Origin of the sequence: Sphingobium sp. MI1205, assembly GCF_001563285.1 — a bacterium.
Taxonomy (GTDB): Bacteria; Pseudomonadota; Alphaproteobacteria; order Sphingomonadales; family Sphingomonadaceae; genus Sphingobium.
Genome location: NZ_CP005188.1, coordinates 3,126,831 through 3,145,142 on the forward strand (window position 1 = coordinate 3,126,831; position 18,312 = coordinate 3,145,142).

The following is an 18,312-nucleotide window of genomic DNA, read 5'->3' on the forward strand; positions in this document are numbered from 1 at the left end:
GGCGGACGGCGCGCCTGCCATCGGTCAAAAGATAACCGCTTGCGCACGCCCTTCAGGCTGAAGCAACACTCACGCGGACATCCATATCGATAAAATCATCAGCCGCCCCGATGAATCCGCCGGCGACCGGCATGATCTGCTTGTTGCACCGGCCGACCGCCACGCCGATGAGGTTGGCCGATCCGACGCGCCGGTGCGTCGGATCAAACGCGATCCAGCCTGCCGAAGGAAGATAGACCTCCGCCCAGGCGTGGGTTGATCCCGGATCGGACACGGGCTGATCGGGATCATATAGATAGCCCGACACCGCGCGGGCGCCGAAGCCCAGATGACGAACCGCATCGATGAACAGCGCCGCCATGTCCCTGCACGAGCCGCTCCCCAGGGACAGGGTTTCCAGTGGAGCCTGCGTTCCGGCCTCGTCCCGGATCCGATAGGCGATCGCATCCCCTATCCCTGTGTTGACGTCCTTGAGGAGAGACAGGGTGTCGGTGACCGTCCCGTACACAAAGCCCTGAACCCATTTATCGAATCTCCCGCCATCGTCGGGATATTGGGTTTTCACGTGCGCGCCGAGATCGGCAATTTCTTCGTCCGAATATCGGAATGGATAGGAATGAGCGACCGGGGCGATCCGGAAGACTGGCCAGGCAGGCGCATGTTGCTCGACCAGGATATCGGTGGAAATGCAAAGCTGGCTCGTACGCTCCGAAAAATGTGCGGTGGCGACCAGATTGCCGAACACATCCTGCGTCCATTCCACCTCTGCGTGCGGGGCGATACGAACCGAGTTCGACAAAATCCGCAGGTCATGGGAATTGCGCGGCATGAGCATGAGCCGATGCGTTTCCAGTTCCACCGGGTTCCGGTAGCGATAAGTCGTCTCGTGACGGATGCGAAGTTTCATGACCTCCTAACGCGCCATCACGGCGCGCGGGGGCAACGCTCGTCGTTTCGCAAGATATTCGGCTGCGGGGTGGCCCTGCGGTTAAACCCCACAATCAAATCTTGCCCAGTTCATTGCGCAGGAAGAGCCGCTCCACACTGTCACGCCGGGGCAGGCCCATCCCTATCATAGGGCCTGCCCTGCCCTGCCGCCGCGCCGCGCGTCTCGCAGAAAGATAACAGGGGTCCATCAGCGACAGCAGCGTCAGAAGTGGCGCCATGCCCGGCCATCTCAGCTGGATCAGCCGCCGCCGATATTGCAGCCATGGCCGGACGCCGCGCGTCATCGCTCGGGGCACGGCCATGCCCAGCAACCTGCGTGCCGTCAGCAGTTGCGTGCGCATCGCGTTGCGCGCGTAGGCCGATCCGAACAGGTGGTTCAGCTCTGCCCACTCCGCTTCACTAAAGTCGGCGGCGAACGACTGGATATCGACAAGATGGCGCAGGTCGATCCGGCCCCGCAGATAATCACGGCCCTTGAGCTGGTCGTGGAGCAGCAGGATCGCGGTGCAAGCAACCGGAGACGGCAGCAGGACCCTGCTGCCGGGCAGCGCCACTTCGGTCGCGTTCCCTGCCAGATCATCAAACAGATAGAATAGCGTGCTGAGGCTGCCATATTCGCAATGAAGGTCGATCGTCGCCGCGTCCTGCGGTCGCGACAGGACTGCCGGGACACCCGCGTGAACGACCGGCGCTTCGAGGCGATAGCCTATGCTGCACAACTGATCGATCACATCGCCGAAGCGATCGACCGCGACCATCAGGTCGATGTCGGCCAGCATTCGCGCCGATCGCTCCTGCGGCGGGGCATGAGCGAGCCAGGCCGTACCCTTCAATAATATGGGGCGGACCTCACGGGCATTCATCACCGCCGCCGCCTCATCAAGCTGGCTCAGCAGGCGCTCATTACGCTCGGCATTGCGCCTTTCCATCTCGGACAGGAAAATGCGGACGTCGGCGGGCAATTCGGCCAGCCGCCCGGCATCGCTCAGCCGGGCCGAGACAGTGGGACTGCACAGCGTCTTGTTGGCCAGCCCGATGATGGCCGACCAATCAGCGGCGGCAGGCGTGTCTCCGCGCAGGCAGGCAAGCAGACCATGAAGATGATCAAGCCGGGCCACAAAATGCGCCCAGCAATGCCGCCGCCTCGTCCAGATCGTCATAATGCAGTTCGCAGCTTCGCGCCCCGCTGACGGCGCCGATCAACGCGTCGAGCGCGGGGCGATCGACCTCACCGCTGGCCGACGCCGCTTCGGACAGAAGATGCCTGATAATCGCCATCGGTTGCTGGGGCGTCAATTGTGCGCGCGCGCCCTTTCTCCGCCGCAGCTTGACGATCCAGCCGACCGGTAGCGGCCCCTGGTCCACGGGCGACGGCAAGCCAAGGTAGCGCACCCGCCGGCCGTCGGGACGCCAATGGATCCTGGGTTGAAGACGCCCCGGATAGCGCGACGCCATCATCGGCCATGCGCCCGACTTCACCGTGGGCATGAAGGGCAGCCCCTGGACCCGGCCGTCGCGGTCCAGCATAGCGATGTCGTCACCATGATAGGCGAAGTCGCTTTTCAGCAGCCAGGATGTCAGCGTCGTCTTGCCCGCGCCCGGATGACCCGTCAGCAGCAGCATTCGGCCGTTGCGGCTCACACAGCCGGCATGAAGCGCAAGGCTCCAGCGCGCGTCTTGGATGACGTCCTGAATGACCCGCGCCTTGACGATCGTACCGGCCTGGTTGAGCTGCAGCACGGACGCATGGCCTGGATCGCGGCTGAACAGGCACAGGCTGTGGGTGGACCAGAGATGATAGACATTATCGACCGGCCCATCCGGCCATTCCGCCTGCAGATGCGCGAAAAGCGGGGCGACATGATCGACCAACGCCTGATCATGGTAGCGCAGCGAGAAGCTCCGCCCGCCTAGCGTCACGGACTGGATCAGGATGGGATCGGATGCAGGCGGTCGGTCGGTGGCATGCACCAGTCCCGATTGGGACCAGTCCGCCAGTACAGTCTGGAGCATCGCCGAGGCGGGGGTGAACCCGCGCTCGACGACCTCCTGCGCAAGCTGAGGCAGGCTCACGCCATCTTCCAGGCGGCACCCGATATAACCGGCGATCTGGTTCAACTCGAAAAGGGCATGGCGGCACCGGGACACGATCACCGGCTGGTCGTCGATGAACGTCATCGATGTCCCGGGGGTCAGGCGCAACATCAGTTCAACCCCGTTACGGGAACCACGCGCACAACCGTTTCGCCGTTGAAGCCCAGCTTAGTGCGCCCCGCCCCTGTTGCCCGGACTACCGGGGCCGGTGCCAGGTCCGTCATTGATCGGCGGGTTGCCCGGAGGCTGCGGATCGGGGCCGTTTCCGACGCCATTATTGCCCTTGGGTCCGCCGCCACCGCCGCCGCCCGAAGCCGCGATCGCTGCCGATGACAGGGACGTGGATAACATGATCGTCATCGCGGGCGGAACAGTCGCAGCGAAACGGCCACAGCTCTTCAAGAAGCGACGCCGGTCTTCGACCGCAGACAGAATGGCAGGTTCCTCAGACAAGGGTAGCCTCCTCTTTTTCAGGGTTGGCTCAAATTATCATCAGTCCTGCCAAGCGTGCACTGCTATGGCGGAGTATATCAGAAGGTATAAGAGGAAACGAGCCGGCGTCAGCATCATCGCCACGCCAGCCCACCGCCTTGTCAGTGCTCAGTCATGCTCCCGGTCGCCAGCGCCCATGTAAAGTTCGCTGCCCGTCTGGCGGAAGATTTCGCTCATCTCCGCCATCCCCTTTTCCGCATCCTCCGCCGCGATGAAGTTGTCGGCGGGCTGGTTCTGCTTTGCGGCAAAATCACGCACTTCCTGCGTGATCTTCATCGAGCAGAATTTGGGTCCGCACATGGAACAGAAATGCGCGGACTTCGCGCCTTCCGCAGGGAGCGTCTGGTCGTGATATTTCTCCGCCGTGTCGGGGTCGAGCGACAGGTTGAACTGGTCGCGCCAACGGAATTCAAAGCGCGCGCGGCTCAATGCGTCGTCGCGAACCTTGGCCGCCGGATGCCCCTTGGCAAGGTCGGCGGCATGGGCGGCGAGCTTGTAGGTCACCACGCCGACCTTCACATCGTCACGATCCGGCAGGCCCAGATGCTCCTTTGGCGTCACATAGCAAAGCATCGCCGTGCCGTACCAGCCGATCATCGCCGCGCCGATGCCGCTGGTGATATGGTCATAGCCCGGCGCGATGTCGGTGGTGAGGGGGCCAAGCGTATAGAAAGGCGCCTCGCCGCATGCCTCCAGCTGCTTGTCCATATTTTGCTTGATCTTGTGCATGGGCACGTGGCCCGGCCCTTCGATCATCACCTGCACATCCTGTTCCCAGGCGCGCTTGGTCAGTTCGCCCAGCGTATAGAGTTCGGCGAACTGCGCTTCGTCATTGGCGTCCGCGATCGATCCGGGACGCAGGCCATCGCCCAGCGAGTAGGCGATGTCATAGGCCTTCATGATCTCGGTGATCTCATCGAAATGCTCGTAGAGGAACGATTCCTTGTGATGGGCGAGGCACCATTTCGCCATGATCGACCCGCCGCGCGAGACGATGCCGGTGACGCGCTTGGCGGTCATCGGGATATAGGGCAGGCGCACGCCCGCATGGATGGTGAAATAATCGACGCCCTGTTCGGCCTGCTCGATCAACGTGTCGCGGAAGATTTCCCAGGTCAGTTCCTCGGCAATGCCGCCGACCTTTTCCAGCGCCTGATAGATGGGCACGGTGCCGATGGGCACGGGCGAGTTGCGCATGATCCATTCGCGCGTGTCGTGAATGTTGCGGCCGGTGGACAGGTCCATCACCGTGTCCGCGCCCCAGCGGATCGACCAGACCAGCTTGTCGACTTCGCTCGCGACGTCCGATGCAACGGCGCTGTTGCCGATATTGGCGTTGATCTTCACCAGGAAATTGCGACCGATCGCCATCGGCTCCGATTCCGGGTGGTTGATGTTGTTGGGGATGATTGCCCGGCCACGCGCGATCTCGTCGCGGACGAACTCGGGCGTCACATAATCAGGGATTTCCGCGCCCCAATCCTGACCGTCACGCACATATTCGGCCAGACGGGCGCGGCCCAGATTCTCACGCTCGGCGACATATTCCATTTCCGGGGTGATGATGCCCTGGCGGGCGTAGTGCATCTGCGACACGTTCATGCCCGGCTTGGCGCGCAGCGGCCGCTGGATGGTATGCGGAAAAGGCTGGACGCCGCCGCTGCGATCGGGGCCTTTGAGGCCATTATCCTCGGGCTTGGTCGCTCGCGCGTCATATTCCTCTACATCGCCCCGTCTCATGATCCAGTCACGGCGCAGCGCAGGCAGGCCCGCCATGATGTCGATGCGTGCATCGGGATCGGTATAGGGGCCGGACGTGTCATAGACGCGGACCGGCGCTTCGCCGCTGCCCGGCTCCAGGTCGATCTCGCGCATGGCGACCTTCAGCGGACCGACATGGATCTTGCGGGATCCGCGAATGGGACCAGTGGTAACGCGCATTTCGGTGCGGGCGGGAATGTCGGCCATGGGTTTTCCTTTCAGGCGATGACGGTCGCGCGGCCCGTAAGACCGGCGAGAAACAGGAGGATGCCGAGCAGAATCGAAATGATCGCCCATGCACGGGTGAAGTTGAGTGACCAGCGCCCCAGCTTGACGAGCGGACCGGGAACGGCAAGCAGCAGCGCGCCTTTGACCAACGCGACATAGCCGATCAGCGTCACGACGATGGCCAGCGGGTCGGTCCAGATATCGTGGATAAGCACCAGCGCCGCGCCGATCGCAAACACCGGAAAGCCCAGCGCCATGACGAGCCCCGGCGACCGCTCCAGATCGTCCATCATGGCGCGCCAGCGATGGGGCGCGGCGAGGCCGCCCACGCCCATCACGACCATGTAGAGGCCGATCACTTCGGCAAGACGCAGGGTAAGGACGGAAATCGTGTCCATCGGCAGTTCCGTCCTCCTCTTCATCGCACGTGGCGCGGGATGGTCGGACTGCCTCTGACAAGCCGTCCCTTCCTACGCCGGTTTTAGCCGGATCAGGTTCAGCGGGTCGCAGCCACATCAGCTGCCTCTCAACCGCTTGTGAGCGGTCCCCCGGGGATGCCCCTCGATAGCCCAAATGCAATGCCCGCGCCACCCCGTTGTGGCGCTGGACAGGCAGGGCGCTTTTCCGCTTTATGGCAGCGATGAAGCATCATGACCTGTCCACCAAGGAAGGGCGCAAGGCGCATCGCCACGAAATGCGCATGGTCGCGGTGCGGCCCCGCCGCTGGGGGCTGTGGCTGCTGACGGCGGGATTCCTCCTGCTGCTGACGCCATTCGCGCTGGATGTACACAGCCTGTTCGGGCTCTGGCCGCCGATGCTGGGAGCCTTGTGCATCATAGCGGCCGTGCCGTTATTGGTTGTGAGCGTCTTGTTGAAGCGGCGCTATACACGACAACGACTTGCCGGGCAGCAGATGGTGACACGCATAAAGGGCTGAGCGAGGACCATCGCCGTCGCGCGATCTCGATCGATATGCTATTTTCTCGCCCGCGAGCGGCCGACCTTGGAGTCGGGCGTCTGACGAGAGGAGCGCAGCCATGTCCGCACCGATCGACGAAGTGAAACTGCACGAGTTTGTGGGAAAGATGCTGGGCGACCTGGGCGGCGCGATGAGCGTACCCACGGTGCGAATTGGCGTCAGGCTGGGGCTGTTCGACGCGCTGGCAAAAGAGCCCGCTACCGCCGCCAATCTGGCGCAGCGAGCCGGCGGGCTGCACGAGCGCTACGTGCGGGAATGGGCGTTGGCGCAGGCGGCGAACGGCTATATAGATTTCGACCCGACCACGGACCGGTTCAGCCTGTCGCCCGAGCAGGCGATGGTGTTCCATCATGCCGATAGTCCGGTATATCTGGTCGCGGCCTTCGAAATGGTCGCAGCCATGATCGAAGCCGAAACAAAGGTCGAGGAATGCTTCCGACACGGGACGGGCGTCCGCTGGGGAGATCATGCCGGCTGCCTCTTTTGCGCGACGGGGGCCTTTTTCCGGCCCGGCTATGTCAACAACATCGTCCAGAATTGGATCCCCGCGCTGGACGGCGTCGAGGCGAAGCTTCGGACGGGCGCGAAGGTCGCCGATGTTGGCTGCGGCGTTGGCTTTTCGACGCTGCTAATGGCGGAGGCTTATCCGGAAAGCCGATTCACCGGCTACGACTTCCACGAGCCGTCGATCGAGGAAGCGCGGCATCATGCGCAGGCGCATGGGCTCGAGGACCGAGTCCAGTTCGAGGTGGCGACCGCGAAGGAGGTTCCAGGCCGTGATTTCGATCTCGTCACCATGTATGACTGCCTGCACGACATGGGCGATCCGCGCGGGTGCGCCGAGCATATGCGGGAGATCCTGGCGCCGGACGGAAGCTGGATGATCGTCGAACCGATCGCAGGAGACCGGCCGGAAGACAATTTCAATCCGGTAGGTCGGCTCTATTACAATGCGTCCACGATGATCTGCGTACCGACGTCGCTGGATCAGGAGGTGGGTGCCGCGCTCGGCGCGCAGGCCGGGGAAGCAAAGCTGACCGCTGTCTTGCGCGACGGCGGGTTCAGCCGGGTGAGACGTGCGACGGAGGGCCCCTTCAACATGGTACTGGAGGCGCGCTAACCGCCCCCGCTTCGCTCACGGGGCCGAAACCCCCTCGAACATCAGCTTCATCCCCGTCCTCGGCCGGATCGTCAGGCGGCTGATCGGTTCGGGCTTGAAGCCGTCAGGCACGGACAGGCGATAGCGCCGCACCACGCTGGCGATCACGGTCATCACCTCCTGCTGGGCAAAACCGGCACCGACGCACACGCGCGGGCCCCGGCCAAAGGGGAACCAGGCCTGTTTCACCATCTCCGCATTGGCGGGATCATCGAAACGATCGGGATCGAAGCTGTGCGGGCAGGCCCAATTGTCCTTGTTCCGCTGCGTCAGCCAGGGCGCAACCACCAGCATCGCGCCTTCTTCCAATTGCTTGTCGCGCATCGGCATGGGGCAGGTGACTTCGCGCGGGAAGAAGGCGACCGGCGGATATAGCCGCAGCGTTTCCCGGAAGATGTTGCGGATCGCCCCCATGTCCTTGAGCATCGACGCCGCAAGAGGCGCGTCACCTGCTATCCCGGCAACTTCGGCGCGAGCGGCGGTCTGGATGTGCGGACATTCAGCAAGCATGTAGAGCGCCCAGGTCATCGTGCTGGCGGACGTTTCATGGCCCGCGAGGAACACGGTCGAAACCTGATCCATCACCTGTTGCAGGGTGAAGGGTTCCCCGCTGTCGGGATGCTTCGCCTCGATAAGCGACTGGAGGATGTCGCGATGCGGGGCTTCGCCGCGCCCGTGATATCCCTCGTAGCGGGCCTCCACGATGGGACGGAACACATCATGGATCGCCTTTGCCGGTTTCAGCGACCGCGTTTCAAACCAGCGCGCGGGCGCGCCATAGAGGCGCAGCATGGAGGCGCTGTGGGCGAAGCGCTGGAACTTGCCGAAGGCGTTGTGGATGATGTTGGAGCGGTGCTCATCCAGCGCTTCGGAAAAGAGCGTGCGGAATATGATGTCGGCCGCGACATGGGTCATCATCGGGTCGATATCGACGGGTCTGCGGCGGTCGGCCGCGTCGATGCGAGCGAGCAGATCGTCCGCCGCCGCCACCATCAACGGCATGGAACGATTGAGCGCGGTGTGCGCAAAGGCGGGGTTCACCATCGCGCGCTGGCTTTCCCAATCCTCGCCATTGGCGGAAAAGACGCTGTTGCCGATCAGCGGCGACAGGTTGCGAACCAGTTCGCGATGCTTGGGAAAGGCCGTGCCGCCGCGCAATATCCTGTCCACCAGGGACAGCTCGTTGGCGATATACATGGTCTGGCCGGGCATGCGGATTTCGCCCAGCTTCATCGTATAGCTTTTCTCGAACAGCACATGGATCCAGCTGTGCCAGCCGCGCAGGAATCGCTTGATCAGGCCGCGACGGGTGCGGGGTGGCTGGGGATAGGGCGGGGTGAAAGGTTCGGTCACGATATGGCCCTGAACTGCGCCAAGGCTTCATCGATGGTGCGACGGCCAGCGGTCAGGCTGACATAGTCCACCGGCGACAGGCGATCGCCTACGCGCAGATAATCGAAATGCGCCTCATATTTGTTCGACCAGCCGCTATTATAATTTTCCGGGTCGTAAAAGACGTGGAAGCGCGGCGAAAGCAGTTCCACCCGCGCCACGCAACGGTCGGAAACCAGCCGGACGGGGTGAACGCCATGATAGGCCGCGCCATCGGCCGGGGCGGAAAAGTCAATCAAGCGAAACGCCTTGTCGTCCAGCGCCTTCAGATCCTCATGATACCAGCGGGCGTCCTTGCGCAATGCGATGACGGGCACGACCTGCCCCAGCGTCAGCACGATGAACCTGTCGGGCAACGGCTTGCCTTCCCGCAGATCGAAGATGCGACGCAGCACGCTCATCGCATAGATGGTGCCGTTGCTGTGCGACGCAAAGACGACTTCGTCATAGGGGCCGTCCATCTCTTCGGCGATCCGGGCGGCGAACTGGTCGAGCCGGGCATCCATTTCCGCCCCCGGCCCCCGCGCCGCGACGCTGTGGTTATAATACATGAAGCGCAGCAGCCACGGCACGATCAGCTTGTTCAGCAAGCGGCCCGAGAAAAGCACGCTCACCCCGATGCCGACGAGCGCGGCGATCCAGGCGGGCAGCACGAGCGACAGCAGTAGCGCCGGAACCAGCGCCAGCGCCAGCGGGATCAGCACGGCCAGCAGCGGCGGGTAAAGGATAGTGATGACCGGCCCCGGCCGCAGCCTGCGCATCCGCAGGAACTGCATGTGCCGGGCATGGGCGCTGTAGGTGGCGATGGACCGCCAGGCGAGCGCCAGCGGATTGCGCACCCACACCTTGCCGACCAGATCCTCCCAGCGGAGGAATTCATAGTCGGTTTCGACCCCTGCGCTGTGGTTGGTGATGGTCCAGCACGCGGACGAGGCCGGGCCGGAACGGCGCGCGCTCACGTCCACCTGCTCACCCGAAAGGCGCGCATATTTCTCGGCCTGCTCGCGATACAGCTGGTGATAGAAACGCACCCCGCGCGGATCGAAACCGCCAAGGTAGAAGACTTTACGCTTGAACTTTTCCATGGCCCCCGTCCACATCGGGCCATGACGACACCCGAACGCGATTACTGCTATTTCATAGACCACCGCAAATACAACCGAAACATCGGCTGTCGGCGCCATGACAATGCCTATGGCATCAATGGCGGCGGCGGCGAGCGGGACCGGTGGCGGGCGGACTTCGCCTTTTACCGGCACATGCGGGACAATGGCGACCCGATGGCGCTGCCGTCCCTACTCGCCTGCCTGGCCTTTGGCTGGTTCTGCTGGAACTATCACCCCGGCAAGGGGCTGTGGCGCGGGCAACTCTTGCGCCGTTTTGCAAAAGCGCCGAAGTGAGCGCGATGATCAAACATGTTTCCATCGGATCGGTGACGATCGGCAACGACCTGCCCTTCGTCCTGATTTCCGGCCCCTGCCAGATCGAAAGCCGCGATCATGTCATGATGATGGCGGACCGGCTGTGCGGCATCGCGGCAGCGGCTGGCGTGCCCTTCATCTTCAAATCCTCGTTCGACAAGGCGAACCGGACGTCCGTTTCGGGGCAACGCGGCGTCGGCATCGATGCTGGGCTTGCGATACTGGCAGAGGTGAAGGCGCAGTTCGGTTGCCCCGTGCTGACCGACGTGCATGAGGCGGGACAGGTCGAAGCAGCCGCGCAGGCGGTCGACATCCTGCAAATACCCGCCTTCCTCTGCCGCCAGACCGACCTGTTGCTGGCCGCGGGGAAGACGGGCGCGGTCGTCAATGTGAAGAAGGGCCAGTTCCTCGCCCCCTGGGACATGGCCGCCGTCGCGCAAAAGGTCGCGTCCACCGGCAATGATCGCATCCTGCTCACCGAACGCGGCGCGAGTTTCGGCTACAACACATTGGTCAGCGACATGCGTTCGCTGCCGGTGATGGCGCAGACCGGCTATCCGGTCGTGTTCGACGCCACCCATTCGGTGCAGCAACCCGGCGGGCTGGGATCGGCATCGGGCGGGCAGCGCGAATATGCGCCGCTACTCGCGCGCAGCGCCGTGGCCGCAGGCGTCGCGGCGATCTTTGCCGAAGCCCATGACGATCCCGATCAGGCGCCGTCCGACGGCCCGGTCATGCTGCCAATTGCGTGGGTCGGGCCGATGCTGGAAAAGCTGAAGGCTATTGATGCGGTGGTGAAGGGGTAATTCCTCCCCTCCGTTCGCCCTGAGCTTGTCGAAGGGCTTCACTTCTCTTTGCAAAAAGAGCGGCTTCGACAGGCTCAGCCCGAACGGGGGAATGGGTATCGCAAGATGTTTACGGCCGCGTCTGCCCCGTCCCACGCACCAACCACTTGTAGGTAGTCAACCCTTCCAGGGCGACCGGCCCACGCGCATGCAGTCGGCCGGTGGAAATGCCGATTTCCGCGCCCAGCCCGAACTCGCCGCCATCGGCGAACTGCGTCGAAGCATTCCACATGACGATCGCGCTATCGACCGCGTTCAGGAAGCGCTCGGCCTTGCCCGCATCCTCCGTAATGATCGCATCGGTATGATGGCTGGCATGGGCCGCGATATGGGACAGCGCTTCGTCCATCCCATCGACGATCCGAACCGACACGATGGCGTCGAGATATTCGGTGTCCCAGTCCTCGTCGGACGCAGCGGTAACGCGGCTGTCCATCGCCCGCACGGCTTCGTCGCCGCGCACTTCGCACTTGGCGTCGAGCAGCGCCTTCACGATCGCAGGCGCCTGGCCGAACGCCTTGTCGATCAGCACGGTTTCGGTCGCGCCGCAAATGCCGGTACGGCGCATCTTGGCGTTGACCACCAGCTTGACCGCCATGTCAGGGTCGGCCGCGCCATCGACATAGCTGTGGTTGATGCCGTCGAGATGCGCGAGAACCGGCACGCGCGCTTCTTCCTGCACGCGGGCGACCAGGCTCTTGCCACCGCGCGGCACGATCAGGTCGATGAACTCGGCGGCTTTCAGCAGCGCGCCCACAGCCGCACGGTCGGTCGTCGGGACCAGCTGCACCGCGTCTGCGGGCAGGCCAGCGGCGGCGATACCCTCCGCCATGGCGGCATGGATCGCCCGGTTGCTTTCCTTCGCTTCGCTGCCGCCGCGCAGGATCACGGCATTGCCTGCGCGCAGGCACAGTGCAGCCGCATCGGCGGTCACATTGGGACGGCTTTCATAGATGATGCCGATCACGCCCAGCGGCACGCGCACCCGGCTCAACTCCATGCCATTGGGACGCACCTGCGTGTCGATCACGCTGCCCAGCGGATTGACGAGGCTCGCCACCTGATCGACGCCCGCAGCCGTCGCCAGAACCCGGTCCTCGTCCAGCCGCAACCGGTCCAGCAGCGCTGGCGACAGGCCGTTTGCGACCGCATTGTCCATGTCACGCGCATTGGCGGCGATGATCTGCGGCGCCTGATCGCGCAACGCTTGAGCGGCACGGCGCAGCGCATCGATCTTCTGCGCGTCGCTTGCGCTCACCAATGTTGCGGCAGCAGAACGCGCACGCGCGCCCATGGTCGCAATCAGCATTTCGGGAGTCTGGGTGAGGTCGTTCATGATAGTCAGGCCTTTCGCCCGCGCCCTTAGCATGAAAGCCGGGCCATGCGAACCCGTGCGGGCGGCAGGGCCATGGCCTGCCGCCACGCCGGTCAAGCCGCCTGTGCGAGGCGCTCCGCCTTCAGCGCCCTGAACATGCGGCAGGGCGGGATATTGCGCCACTCCACCCGCTCGACAATCTCGTTGAACTGTTCTGTGAGCAGCCGCCGAACATAGGCTGAATATTGATAGACCAGAAATTCGCCCCCCGGCCGGATCGCGCGCTGCGTCTCTGCGCAGATAAATTCCCCCACCCCGTCCGGCAGGGTCGAAAAAGGAATGCCCGAAAGGATGTAATCGGCCTGCTGGTGCCCTGATTCGGTGATGAAGCGGCGCACATCGGCCGCCGACCCATTGACGACACGCAGCCGGGGATCATCGATCTGCGCTTCCAGCCAGGCGACGAAATCCAGGTTGAGGTCGATGGCCAGCAAGGTCGCATCGGGATGCATCCGCTCCAGGATCGGCCGGGTGAATGTGCCCACGCCGGGACCATATTCAACGAACAGCCGCGTCCGTTGCCAATCGACACGATCCAGCATGCTGTTCACCAGCGCGGCGGAAGAGGGAATGACCGATCCGATCATTCCCGGATGCTTCACGAACTGGCGGAAGAACATGCTCCACTGGCCCAGGAACGAGGCGGGGTCTGCTTTTTTCTTCAGGGGAATGGAGGCCATCAATACTCGCCTGTTTGCCATCTCGTCAGGGCGTTGCAAATATCGGCAAGTCTTGCAAGCCGCTTTGCACGCAGGCCGGGCGCACGCCCGGCCTGCGGTAACGAACGCGCGGATATGCAGACCGGTTCAATCCGCAATCCACTAGCCCTTGTTAAGATTGCCGTTCCCGCGATCGCAACATGTCCGGAGACACGAAACCGATCGGTTCGACGCGCATCGCGCTCTGCTTCAGCTGGGTCTGGATCTGTTCATATTCCCGCTCCATTTCCGGCGTGACGGACGCACGGGTTTCCTCCATCGCGGCTTCGAAATGCGCATGCCCGACCTTCTCGACCGATAGCGACTGGCGCAGCGCGACCAAACCGGCGCGACGCACCAGATCCTCAAGGTCAGCGCCGGTGAACCGTTCCGTCCGCTCGGCCAGATCGTCCAGATCGACATCATCGGCCAGCGGCATCTTGCCGGTATGGATCGCCAGGATGCGCCTGCGCCCAGCCTTGTCAGGCACGGGGACGTAGATCAGCTCGTCGAACCGCCCCGGCCGCAACAGCGCGGGGTCGATCAGCGTCGGCCGGTTGGTCGCGCCGATGACGATCACCGACTGCAACTCTTCCAAGCCGTCCATTTCCGCGAGGATGGTGTTCACCACCCGCTCCGTCACCGCCGGTTCGCCCAGACCGCCACCACGGACGGGGACCAGGCTGTCCAGTTCGTCGATGAAGATGACGGTCGGCGCTACCTGCCGCGCGCGCGCGAACAGGCGGGCGATCTGTTGCTCGCTCTCGCCATACCATTTGGACAGCAGGTCGCTCGACTTGGTCGCGATGAAGTTCGCCTGCGCCTCGCGCGCGACCGCCTTGGCGAGCAGCGTCTTGCCGGTGCCGGGCGGACCATAAAGCAGGAAGCCCTTGGCCGGGCGAATACCCAGCCGGCGGAAAGCGTCCGGATCCTTCAGCGGCAGTTCCACCCCTTCCTTCAGGCGCATCTGCGCGTCGTCCAGGCCGCCAATGTCGGCCCAGCCGATATTGGGCGCCTGCACCATGACCTCGCGCATCGCGGACGGCTGCACCCGCTTGATCGCGGCCATGAAATCCTCGCGCGTGACGGACAATTCCTCCAGCACGTCGGGCGGGATCGTCCCTTCCTCAAGGTTCAGGCGCGGCATGAAGCGGCGCACCGTTTCGATCGCCGCCTCGCGGGTCAGCGCAGCCAGGTCGGCGCCGACAAAGCCATAGGTCATCCGCGCCAGTTCGCTCAGGTCGACGCGCTCGTCGAGCGGCATGCCGCGCGTATGGATGCCCATGATCTCGCGCCGCCCGCGCTCGTCCGGTACGCCGACAATGATTTCACGGTCGAAACGGCCCGGCCGCCGCAGCGCCTCGTCTATGGCTTCGGGCCGGTTCGTGGCGGCGATGACGACCAGATTGGTGCGCGGCTCCAGCCCGTCCATCAGGGTCAGCAACTGGGCTACCAGCCGCTTTTCCGTCTCTCCGGTCACATTGCCGCGCTTGGGTGCGATGGAATCGATCTCGTCGATGAACAGGATCGAGGGCGAGGATTTCGTCGCCGCCTCAAATATCTCGCGCAGCTGCTTTTCGGACTCGCCATAGGCCGAACCCATGATCTCGGGGCCGTTGATCAGGAAGAACTCCGCCTCCGATTCATTGGCGACAGCACGCGCCAGCCGCGTCTTGCCGGTTCCCGGCGGGCCATGGAGCAGCACCCCCTTGGGCGGATCGACGCCCAGCCGCTCGAACAGTTCGGGATAGCGCAGCGGCAATTCCACCATCTCACGCAACTGGTCGATCGCCTCGGCCATGCCGCCGACATCGTCATAGGTGACATCGGCCCGCCGAAGCTCGCGCGGCTCCTCATATTCGGCGCGCAGCTCGATTTCGGTGTCCGCATCGATCTGGACCACGCCCTTGGGCAGGGTGGACACGACGACAAGCCGGATTTCCTGGAGCGCATAGGCGGGCGCCGCCAGCATCTGGCGCAACTGGGGCGGCATGTCGCCCGGCGGCACTTGCTGCTGCCCGGCGGTCGCGACGATGTCACCGGCCGCCAGGGGCCGCTGAAAAAAGACGCGTTTCAGTGCGTCGGGGTTGCCCTGGAGCCGCAGATTATTTTGTGCAGGTGCGAATACGACGCGCTGGGCCGGGCGTGGCTCGACCTTGCTGACATGGACGAAGTCGCCTGATCCTACCCCGGCATTGGCACGCTGCAGGCCATCCAGGCGCAGCACATCCAACCCTTCATCTTCCTTGTAGGGGCGGACCACCCGCGCGGACGTGGACCGTTTGCCAACGATCTCGATCACATCGCCTTCGGCCAGCTGTAGTTCCGCCATCACCGCCAGCGGAATGCGCGCAAGCCCGCGTCCCGCGTCCTCCGGCCTCGCGTTTGCGACCTGAATCCTGCGTTCCAGGCTGTCCTGTTCGGCCATTGCCATCCCCATTCTTGTCACTGCGTAACGAGATAGGAAACGTCAGACGCCAAAGAAAGAGCCCGACCATTACGAAAGCCCAAACAAAAAAAGGGCCGACCCGAAGGTCAGCCCGGAAAGTTTTAGGAGAGGATGCCTGAAAGGCCTTTCCTATGTGCGCCGCAGCATGTAATTTCGCAAGTGCGAAAGAATTTGAGGAGTTGCAAATTTTGCATCTTGCCGGTTGACGCGATTTTCTGCTGGGTGGAAAGAGATGATAACGTGCTGGATCATGCGTCACCGTCCCCCAACGGATGACGCGTCGCAGCAGAGTGGATGCTGGTTTTGACATATTATGCGCAGATTACCGCCCCTCACGGCCCTTGAGGCCTTTGTTCAGGTTGCCCGCCTCGGCTCGGTAAAGGCTGCGGCGGAAGAACTTGCGCTATCGACCCCTGCGCTCAGCCGCCGCGTTCAGGCGCTGGAGCGTTTCATCGGCCGCCCACTCTTCGACCGTAAGCATCAGGCGTTGGAAATGAACGCCGATGGGCAGAAGTTGCTGGACGACATCGCCCCGGCCCTCGATTCCCTCAGCCAGGCGCTTGAAAACATCCAGAGCGGCGGCAACCAGCTGCGCCTGCGCCTTGCGGTCATGCCCCTCTTCGCCACGCAGCGCCTTTTCCCCCATCTGGGCGCCCTGCGGCAAAAGCATCCCCAGCTGCATATCGACATCGAAACCACGCCCTATGCCGTTGCGCGGCTTGGCGAAGGGCTGGATGCGGCAATCGTCCTGGCCAAGGATATCGATCCGGCGCTCTACGCCCATGAACTGGACCATGACGAGGTGTACCTGATCGGCCGCAAGGCGCTGCTGGAACCGCCCAACGCGCTGGCGACGCCTGCCGATCTGGCCCAGCACACCATTCTGCTTCATCGCGACATGACGCTGTCGTTCGACGCGTGGAAGGAAGCGGTCAAGCTGCCCGACCTTCAGCCGCTGGCCATCGACAATTATGATTCGGGGCAGTTGATGCTAGAGGCCGCGGCGCAGGGCCTGGGCGTGGCGGTCATGCATGCCAGCCATTACAAGGAAGCGGGCGATTCCCGTCTGGTGCGGCTGTTTCCCGAGACGCGGGTGGAAAGCCCCTATCGCTATTTTTTCGTCTGCCGCCCGCGCGCCCTGCAAACCCGCGCGGTGCGCATTTTCCGCGATTGGCTGATCGGCGCGGACATTTGAAACGGGAAAATCATCGGCTCTTCAGAGGCTTGTGATTTTCTGCCTTCAGCGCCCTTAACCTTGATGGTGGTCGTCCGTTATACGGGGTTATGACTGGGGCATCATCTTCCGCAAATCCACAACATGGCCTTGCCGATCGCCTGACGCGATGGGCGCGCGGCCTGTCCGGCAAGGGCGAAGCCGAGGAGGAGGTCGAGGAGACCGAACCCCAGCGCGCCCGCGCGGGCAGCAGCGCGCACCGCGAAATCAACCGCCGCCGCAAACTCTATGACGAGATCGGCAATTTCCTCTTCGCGCATGATCTTGACCTGACGCCGCTCAATTTCGGCGTGGCGCATGATTATCTGACCGGCGCGCAGATTGGCGTGGAAAAGGCCATCAGGGCCGTGCTGGCCGAACGCGGCACGATCAGCAACGGCCTGGTGGAGGAAATCGTCGCCGAGCAGCGCGCCGATGAGGTAACGCCCGAGGCGCTGTCCATGATGCTAGCGAAGGTCGAGGAAAACCTGTCCGAATTCACCGGCCTGATGACTGAATCGCGCAATTCGGCCAAGGATTATGGCGCCGCCTTGCAGGAAGAGGTGAAGGGCTTGGCGGCCCGAGCCGATAATGAGCCCGTCCTTGCCCGCCTGGTCGCGCTGACCCGGTCGATGGTGGAAAAGACCCGCCAGGTCGAAGGCCAGCTGAGGCAGAATGAAAAGCAAACCCACGCCCTGCGTTCCAGCCTTGCGAACGCACGCCGCGCGGCCGAACATGATCATCTGACCGGCCTGCCCAATCGCCGTGCCTTTGAAGGAACGCTTCGTGAAGAGATCGCGCTGGCGCAGAAGGAGGGCCAGCAGCTAGCCGTCGCCTTTTGCGACATCGATCATTTCAAGCTGATCAACGATACCCATGGCCATGACACGGGCGACCGGGTGCTGAAATTCGTCGCCGGGCTGCTGGCGAAGGCCAGCAATGACCAGTGTCATGTCGCGCGGCACGGGGGAGAGGAATTCGTCATGCTGTTCCGGGGCAAAACCGCCGCCGAAGCCTGCGAGGCAGTGGACAGCGTGCGTCAGGATCTTGCCACTCGCAGCCTCGTCAACCGCACCAATGGCGAACGCATGGAGCGGGTAAGCTTTTCAGCAGGCGTGTCCAACGTGCTGGCCTATGACGATCCCCGCGCCGCGCTGAAGGCCGCCGACCGGGCGCTGTATCTCGCCAAGGAACATGGCCGCAACCGCGTCTATCTGGCTGCGGAAATCGACTGATCGCCTCCCTTCCGCCAAGCGGA

17 protein-coding genes and 1 riboswitch are annotated in these 18,312 nt (G+C 63.4%); of the genes, 6 read left to right on the forward strand and 11 right to left on the reverse strand.

The window, feature by feature from the left end; all coding sequences use genetic code 11:
* Positions 1-52 precede the first annotated feature (52 nt).
* From K663_RS15480 to K663_RS15505, 6 genes are all read right to left on the reverse strand, one after another.
* Positions 53-907, reverse strand: a complete 855-nt coding sequence (locus K663_RS15480) for a transglutaminase family protein (RefSeq protein WP_062119490.1) — start codon at positions 905-907, stop codon at positions 53-55.
* A gap of 94 nt (positions 908-1,001) precedes the next feature.
* Positions 1,002-2,066: a nucleotidyltransferase family protein gene (locus tag K663_RS15485; protein WP_062119493.1), complete on the reverse strand. Its 1,065-nt coding sequence runs from the start codon at positions 2,064-2,066 to the stop codon at positions 1,002-1,004.
* Positions 2,053-3,153, reverse strand: a complete 1,101-nt coding sequence (locus K663_RS15490; RefSeq protein WP_145902296.1) for a hypothetical protein — start codon at positions 3,151-3,153, stop codon at positions 2,053-2,055. The genes K663_RS15485 and K663_RS15490 overlap by 14 nt, the downstream gene beginning before the upstream one ends.
* Positions 3,154-3,210: 57 nt before the next feature.
* Positions 3,211-3,495, reverse strand: a complete 285-nt coding sequence (locus K663_RS15495; RefSeq protein ID WP_062119502.1) for a hypothetical protein — start codon at positions 3,493-3,495, stop codon at positions 3,211-3,213.
* A 147-nt stretch (positions 3,496-3,642) separates the two neighbouring features.
* A complete protein-coding gene (thiC, locus tag K663_RS15500; protein ID WP_062119505.1) occupies positions 3,643-5,502 on the reverse strand; it encodes a phosphomethylpyrimidine synthase ThiC in 1,860 nt (619 codons plus the stop codon).
* 11 nt (positions 5,503-5,513) lie between these two features.
* Positions 5,514-5,921, reverse strand: coding sequence for a DUF2065 family protein (locus tag K663_RS15505; RefSeq protein ID WP_062121051.1), 408 nt, complete (start codon positions 5,919-5,921; stop codon positions 5,514-5,516).
* Between the two features lie 52 nt (positions 5,922-5,973).
* Positions 5,974-6,084: riboswitch (TPP riboswitch) on the reverse strand.
* 79 nt (positions 6,085-6,163) lie between these two features.
* Between K663_RS15505 and K663_RS15510 the strand changes: the two genes are divergently transcribed.
* Both K663_RS15510 and K663_RS15515 read left to right on the forward strand, forming a co-directional pair.
* Positions 6,164-6,460 carry a hypothetical protein gene (locus tag K663_RS15510; RefSeq protein WP_062119508.1) on the forward strand — a complete coding sequence of 99 codons (297 nt, stop codon included), beginning with the start codon at positions 6,164-6,166 and terminating at the stop codon, positions 6,458-6,460.
* 100 nt (positions 6,461-6,560) lie between these two features.
* Complete coding sequence (locus K663_RS15515; RefSeq protein WP_062119511.1) at positions 6,561-7,622, forward strand: class I SAM-dependent methyltransferase; 1,062 nt, start codon at positions 6,561-6,563, stop codon at positions 7,620-7,622.
* A gap of 15 nt (positions 7,623-7,637) precedes the next feature.
* On the opposite strand, the gene K663_RS15520 is transcribed toward K663_RS15515, so the two are convergent.
* Positions 7,638-9,014 (reverse strand): cytochrome P450, encoded by a 1,377-nt coding sequence (locus K663_RS15520; protein WP_062119515.1) that lies wholly within the window; start codon positions 9,012-9,014, stop codon positions 7,638-7,640.
* Complete coding sequence (locus K663_RS15525) at positions 9,011-10,138, reverse strand: hypothetical protein (protein WP_062119520.1); 1,128 nt, start codon at positions 10,136-10,138, stop codon at positions 9,011-9,013. Before K663_RS15525 ends, K663_RS15520 begins: the two co-directional genes overlap by 4 nt.
* Positions 10,139-10,159: 21 nt before the next feature.
* Between K663_RS15525 and K663_RS15530 the strand changes: the two genes are divergently transcribed.
* Together K663_RS15530 and kdsA are read left to right on the forward strand one after the other, a co-directional pair.
* Positions 10,160-10,453 (forward strand): hypothetical protein, encoded by a 294-nt coding sequence (locus K663_RS15530; RefSeq protein WP_062119524.1) that lies wholly within the window; start codon positions 10,160-10,162, stop codon positions 10,451-10,453.
* A gap of 5 nt (positions 10,454-10,458) precedes the next feature.
* Positions 10,459-11,280, forward strand: a complete 822-nt coding sequence (gene kdsA / locus K663_RS15535) for a 3-deoxy-8-phosphooctulonate synthase (RefSeq protein WP_062121053.1) — start codon at positions 10,459-10,461, stop codon at positions 11,278-11,280.
* A 109-nt stretch (positions 11,281-11,389) separates the two neighbouring features.
* Here kdsA and K663_RS15540 read toward each other — a convergent pair whose 3' ends face one another.
* From K663_RS15540 to K663_RS15550, 3 genes are all read right to left on the reverse strand, one after another.
* Positions 11,390-12,655: a glutamate-5-semialdehyde dehydrogenase gene (locus tag K663_RS15540; protein ID WP_062119527.1), complete on the reverse strand. Its 1,266-nt coding sequence runs from the start codon at positions 12,653-12,655 to the stop codon at positions 11,390-11,392.
* Positions 12,656-12,747: 92 nt separating this feature from the next.
* Positions 12,748-13,374, reverse strand: coding sequence for a class I SAM-dependent methyltransferase (locus K663_RS15545; RefSeq protein WP_062119530.1), 627 nt, complete (start codon positions 13,372-13,374; stop codon positions 12,748-12,750).
* A 151-nt stretch (positions 13,375-13,525) separates the two neighbouring features.
* Positions 13,526-15,820, reverse strand: coding sequence for a CDC48 family AAA ATPase (locus tag K663_RS15550; protein ID WP_201026646.1), 2,295 nt, complete (start codon positions 15,818-15,820; stop codon positions 13,526-13,528).
* A 334-nt stretch (positions 15,821-16,154) separates the two neighbouring features.
* Here K663_RS15550 and K663_RS15555 point away from each other — a divergent pair, with 334 nt between their 5' ends.
* Both K663_RS15555 and K663_RS15560 read left to right on the forward strand, forming a co-directional pair.
* Complete coding sequence (locus K663_RS15555; protein ID WP_062119537.1) at positions 16,155-17,036, forward strand: LysR substrate-binding domain-containing protein; 882 nt, start codon at positions 16,155-16,157, stop codon at positions 17,034-17,036.
* 89 nt (positions 17,037-17,125) lie between these two features.
* The gene (locus K663_RS15560; RefSeq protein WP_062119540.1) at positions 17,126-18,289 is read left to right on the forward strand and encodes a GGDEF domain-containing protein; all 1,164 of its coding nucleotides are present in this window, start codon (positions 17,126-17,128) and stop codon (positions 18,287-18,289) included.
* Positions 18,290-18,312: the final 23 nt, after the last annotated feature.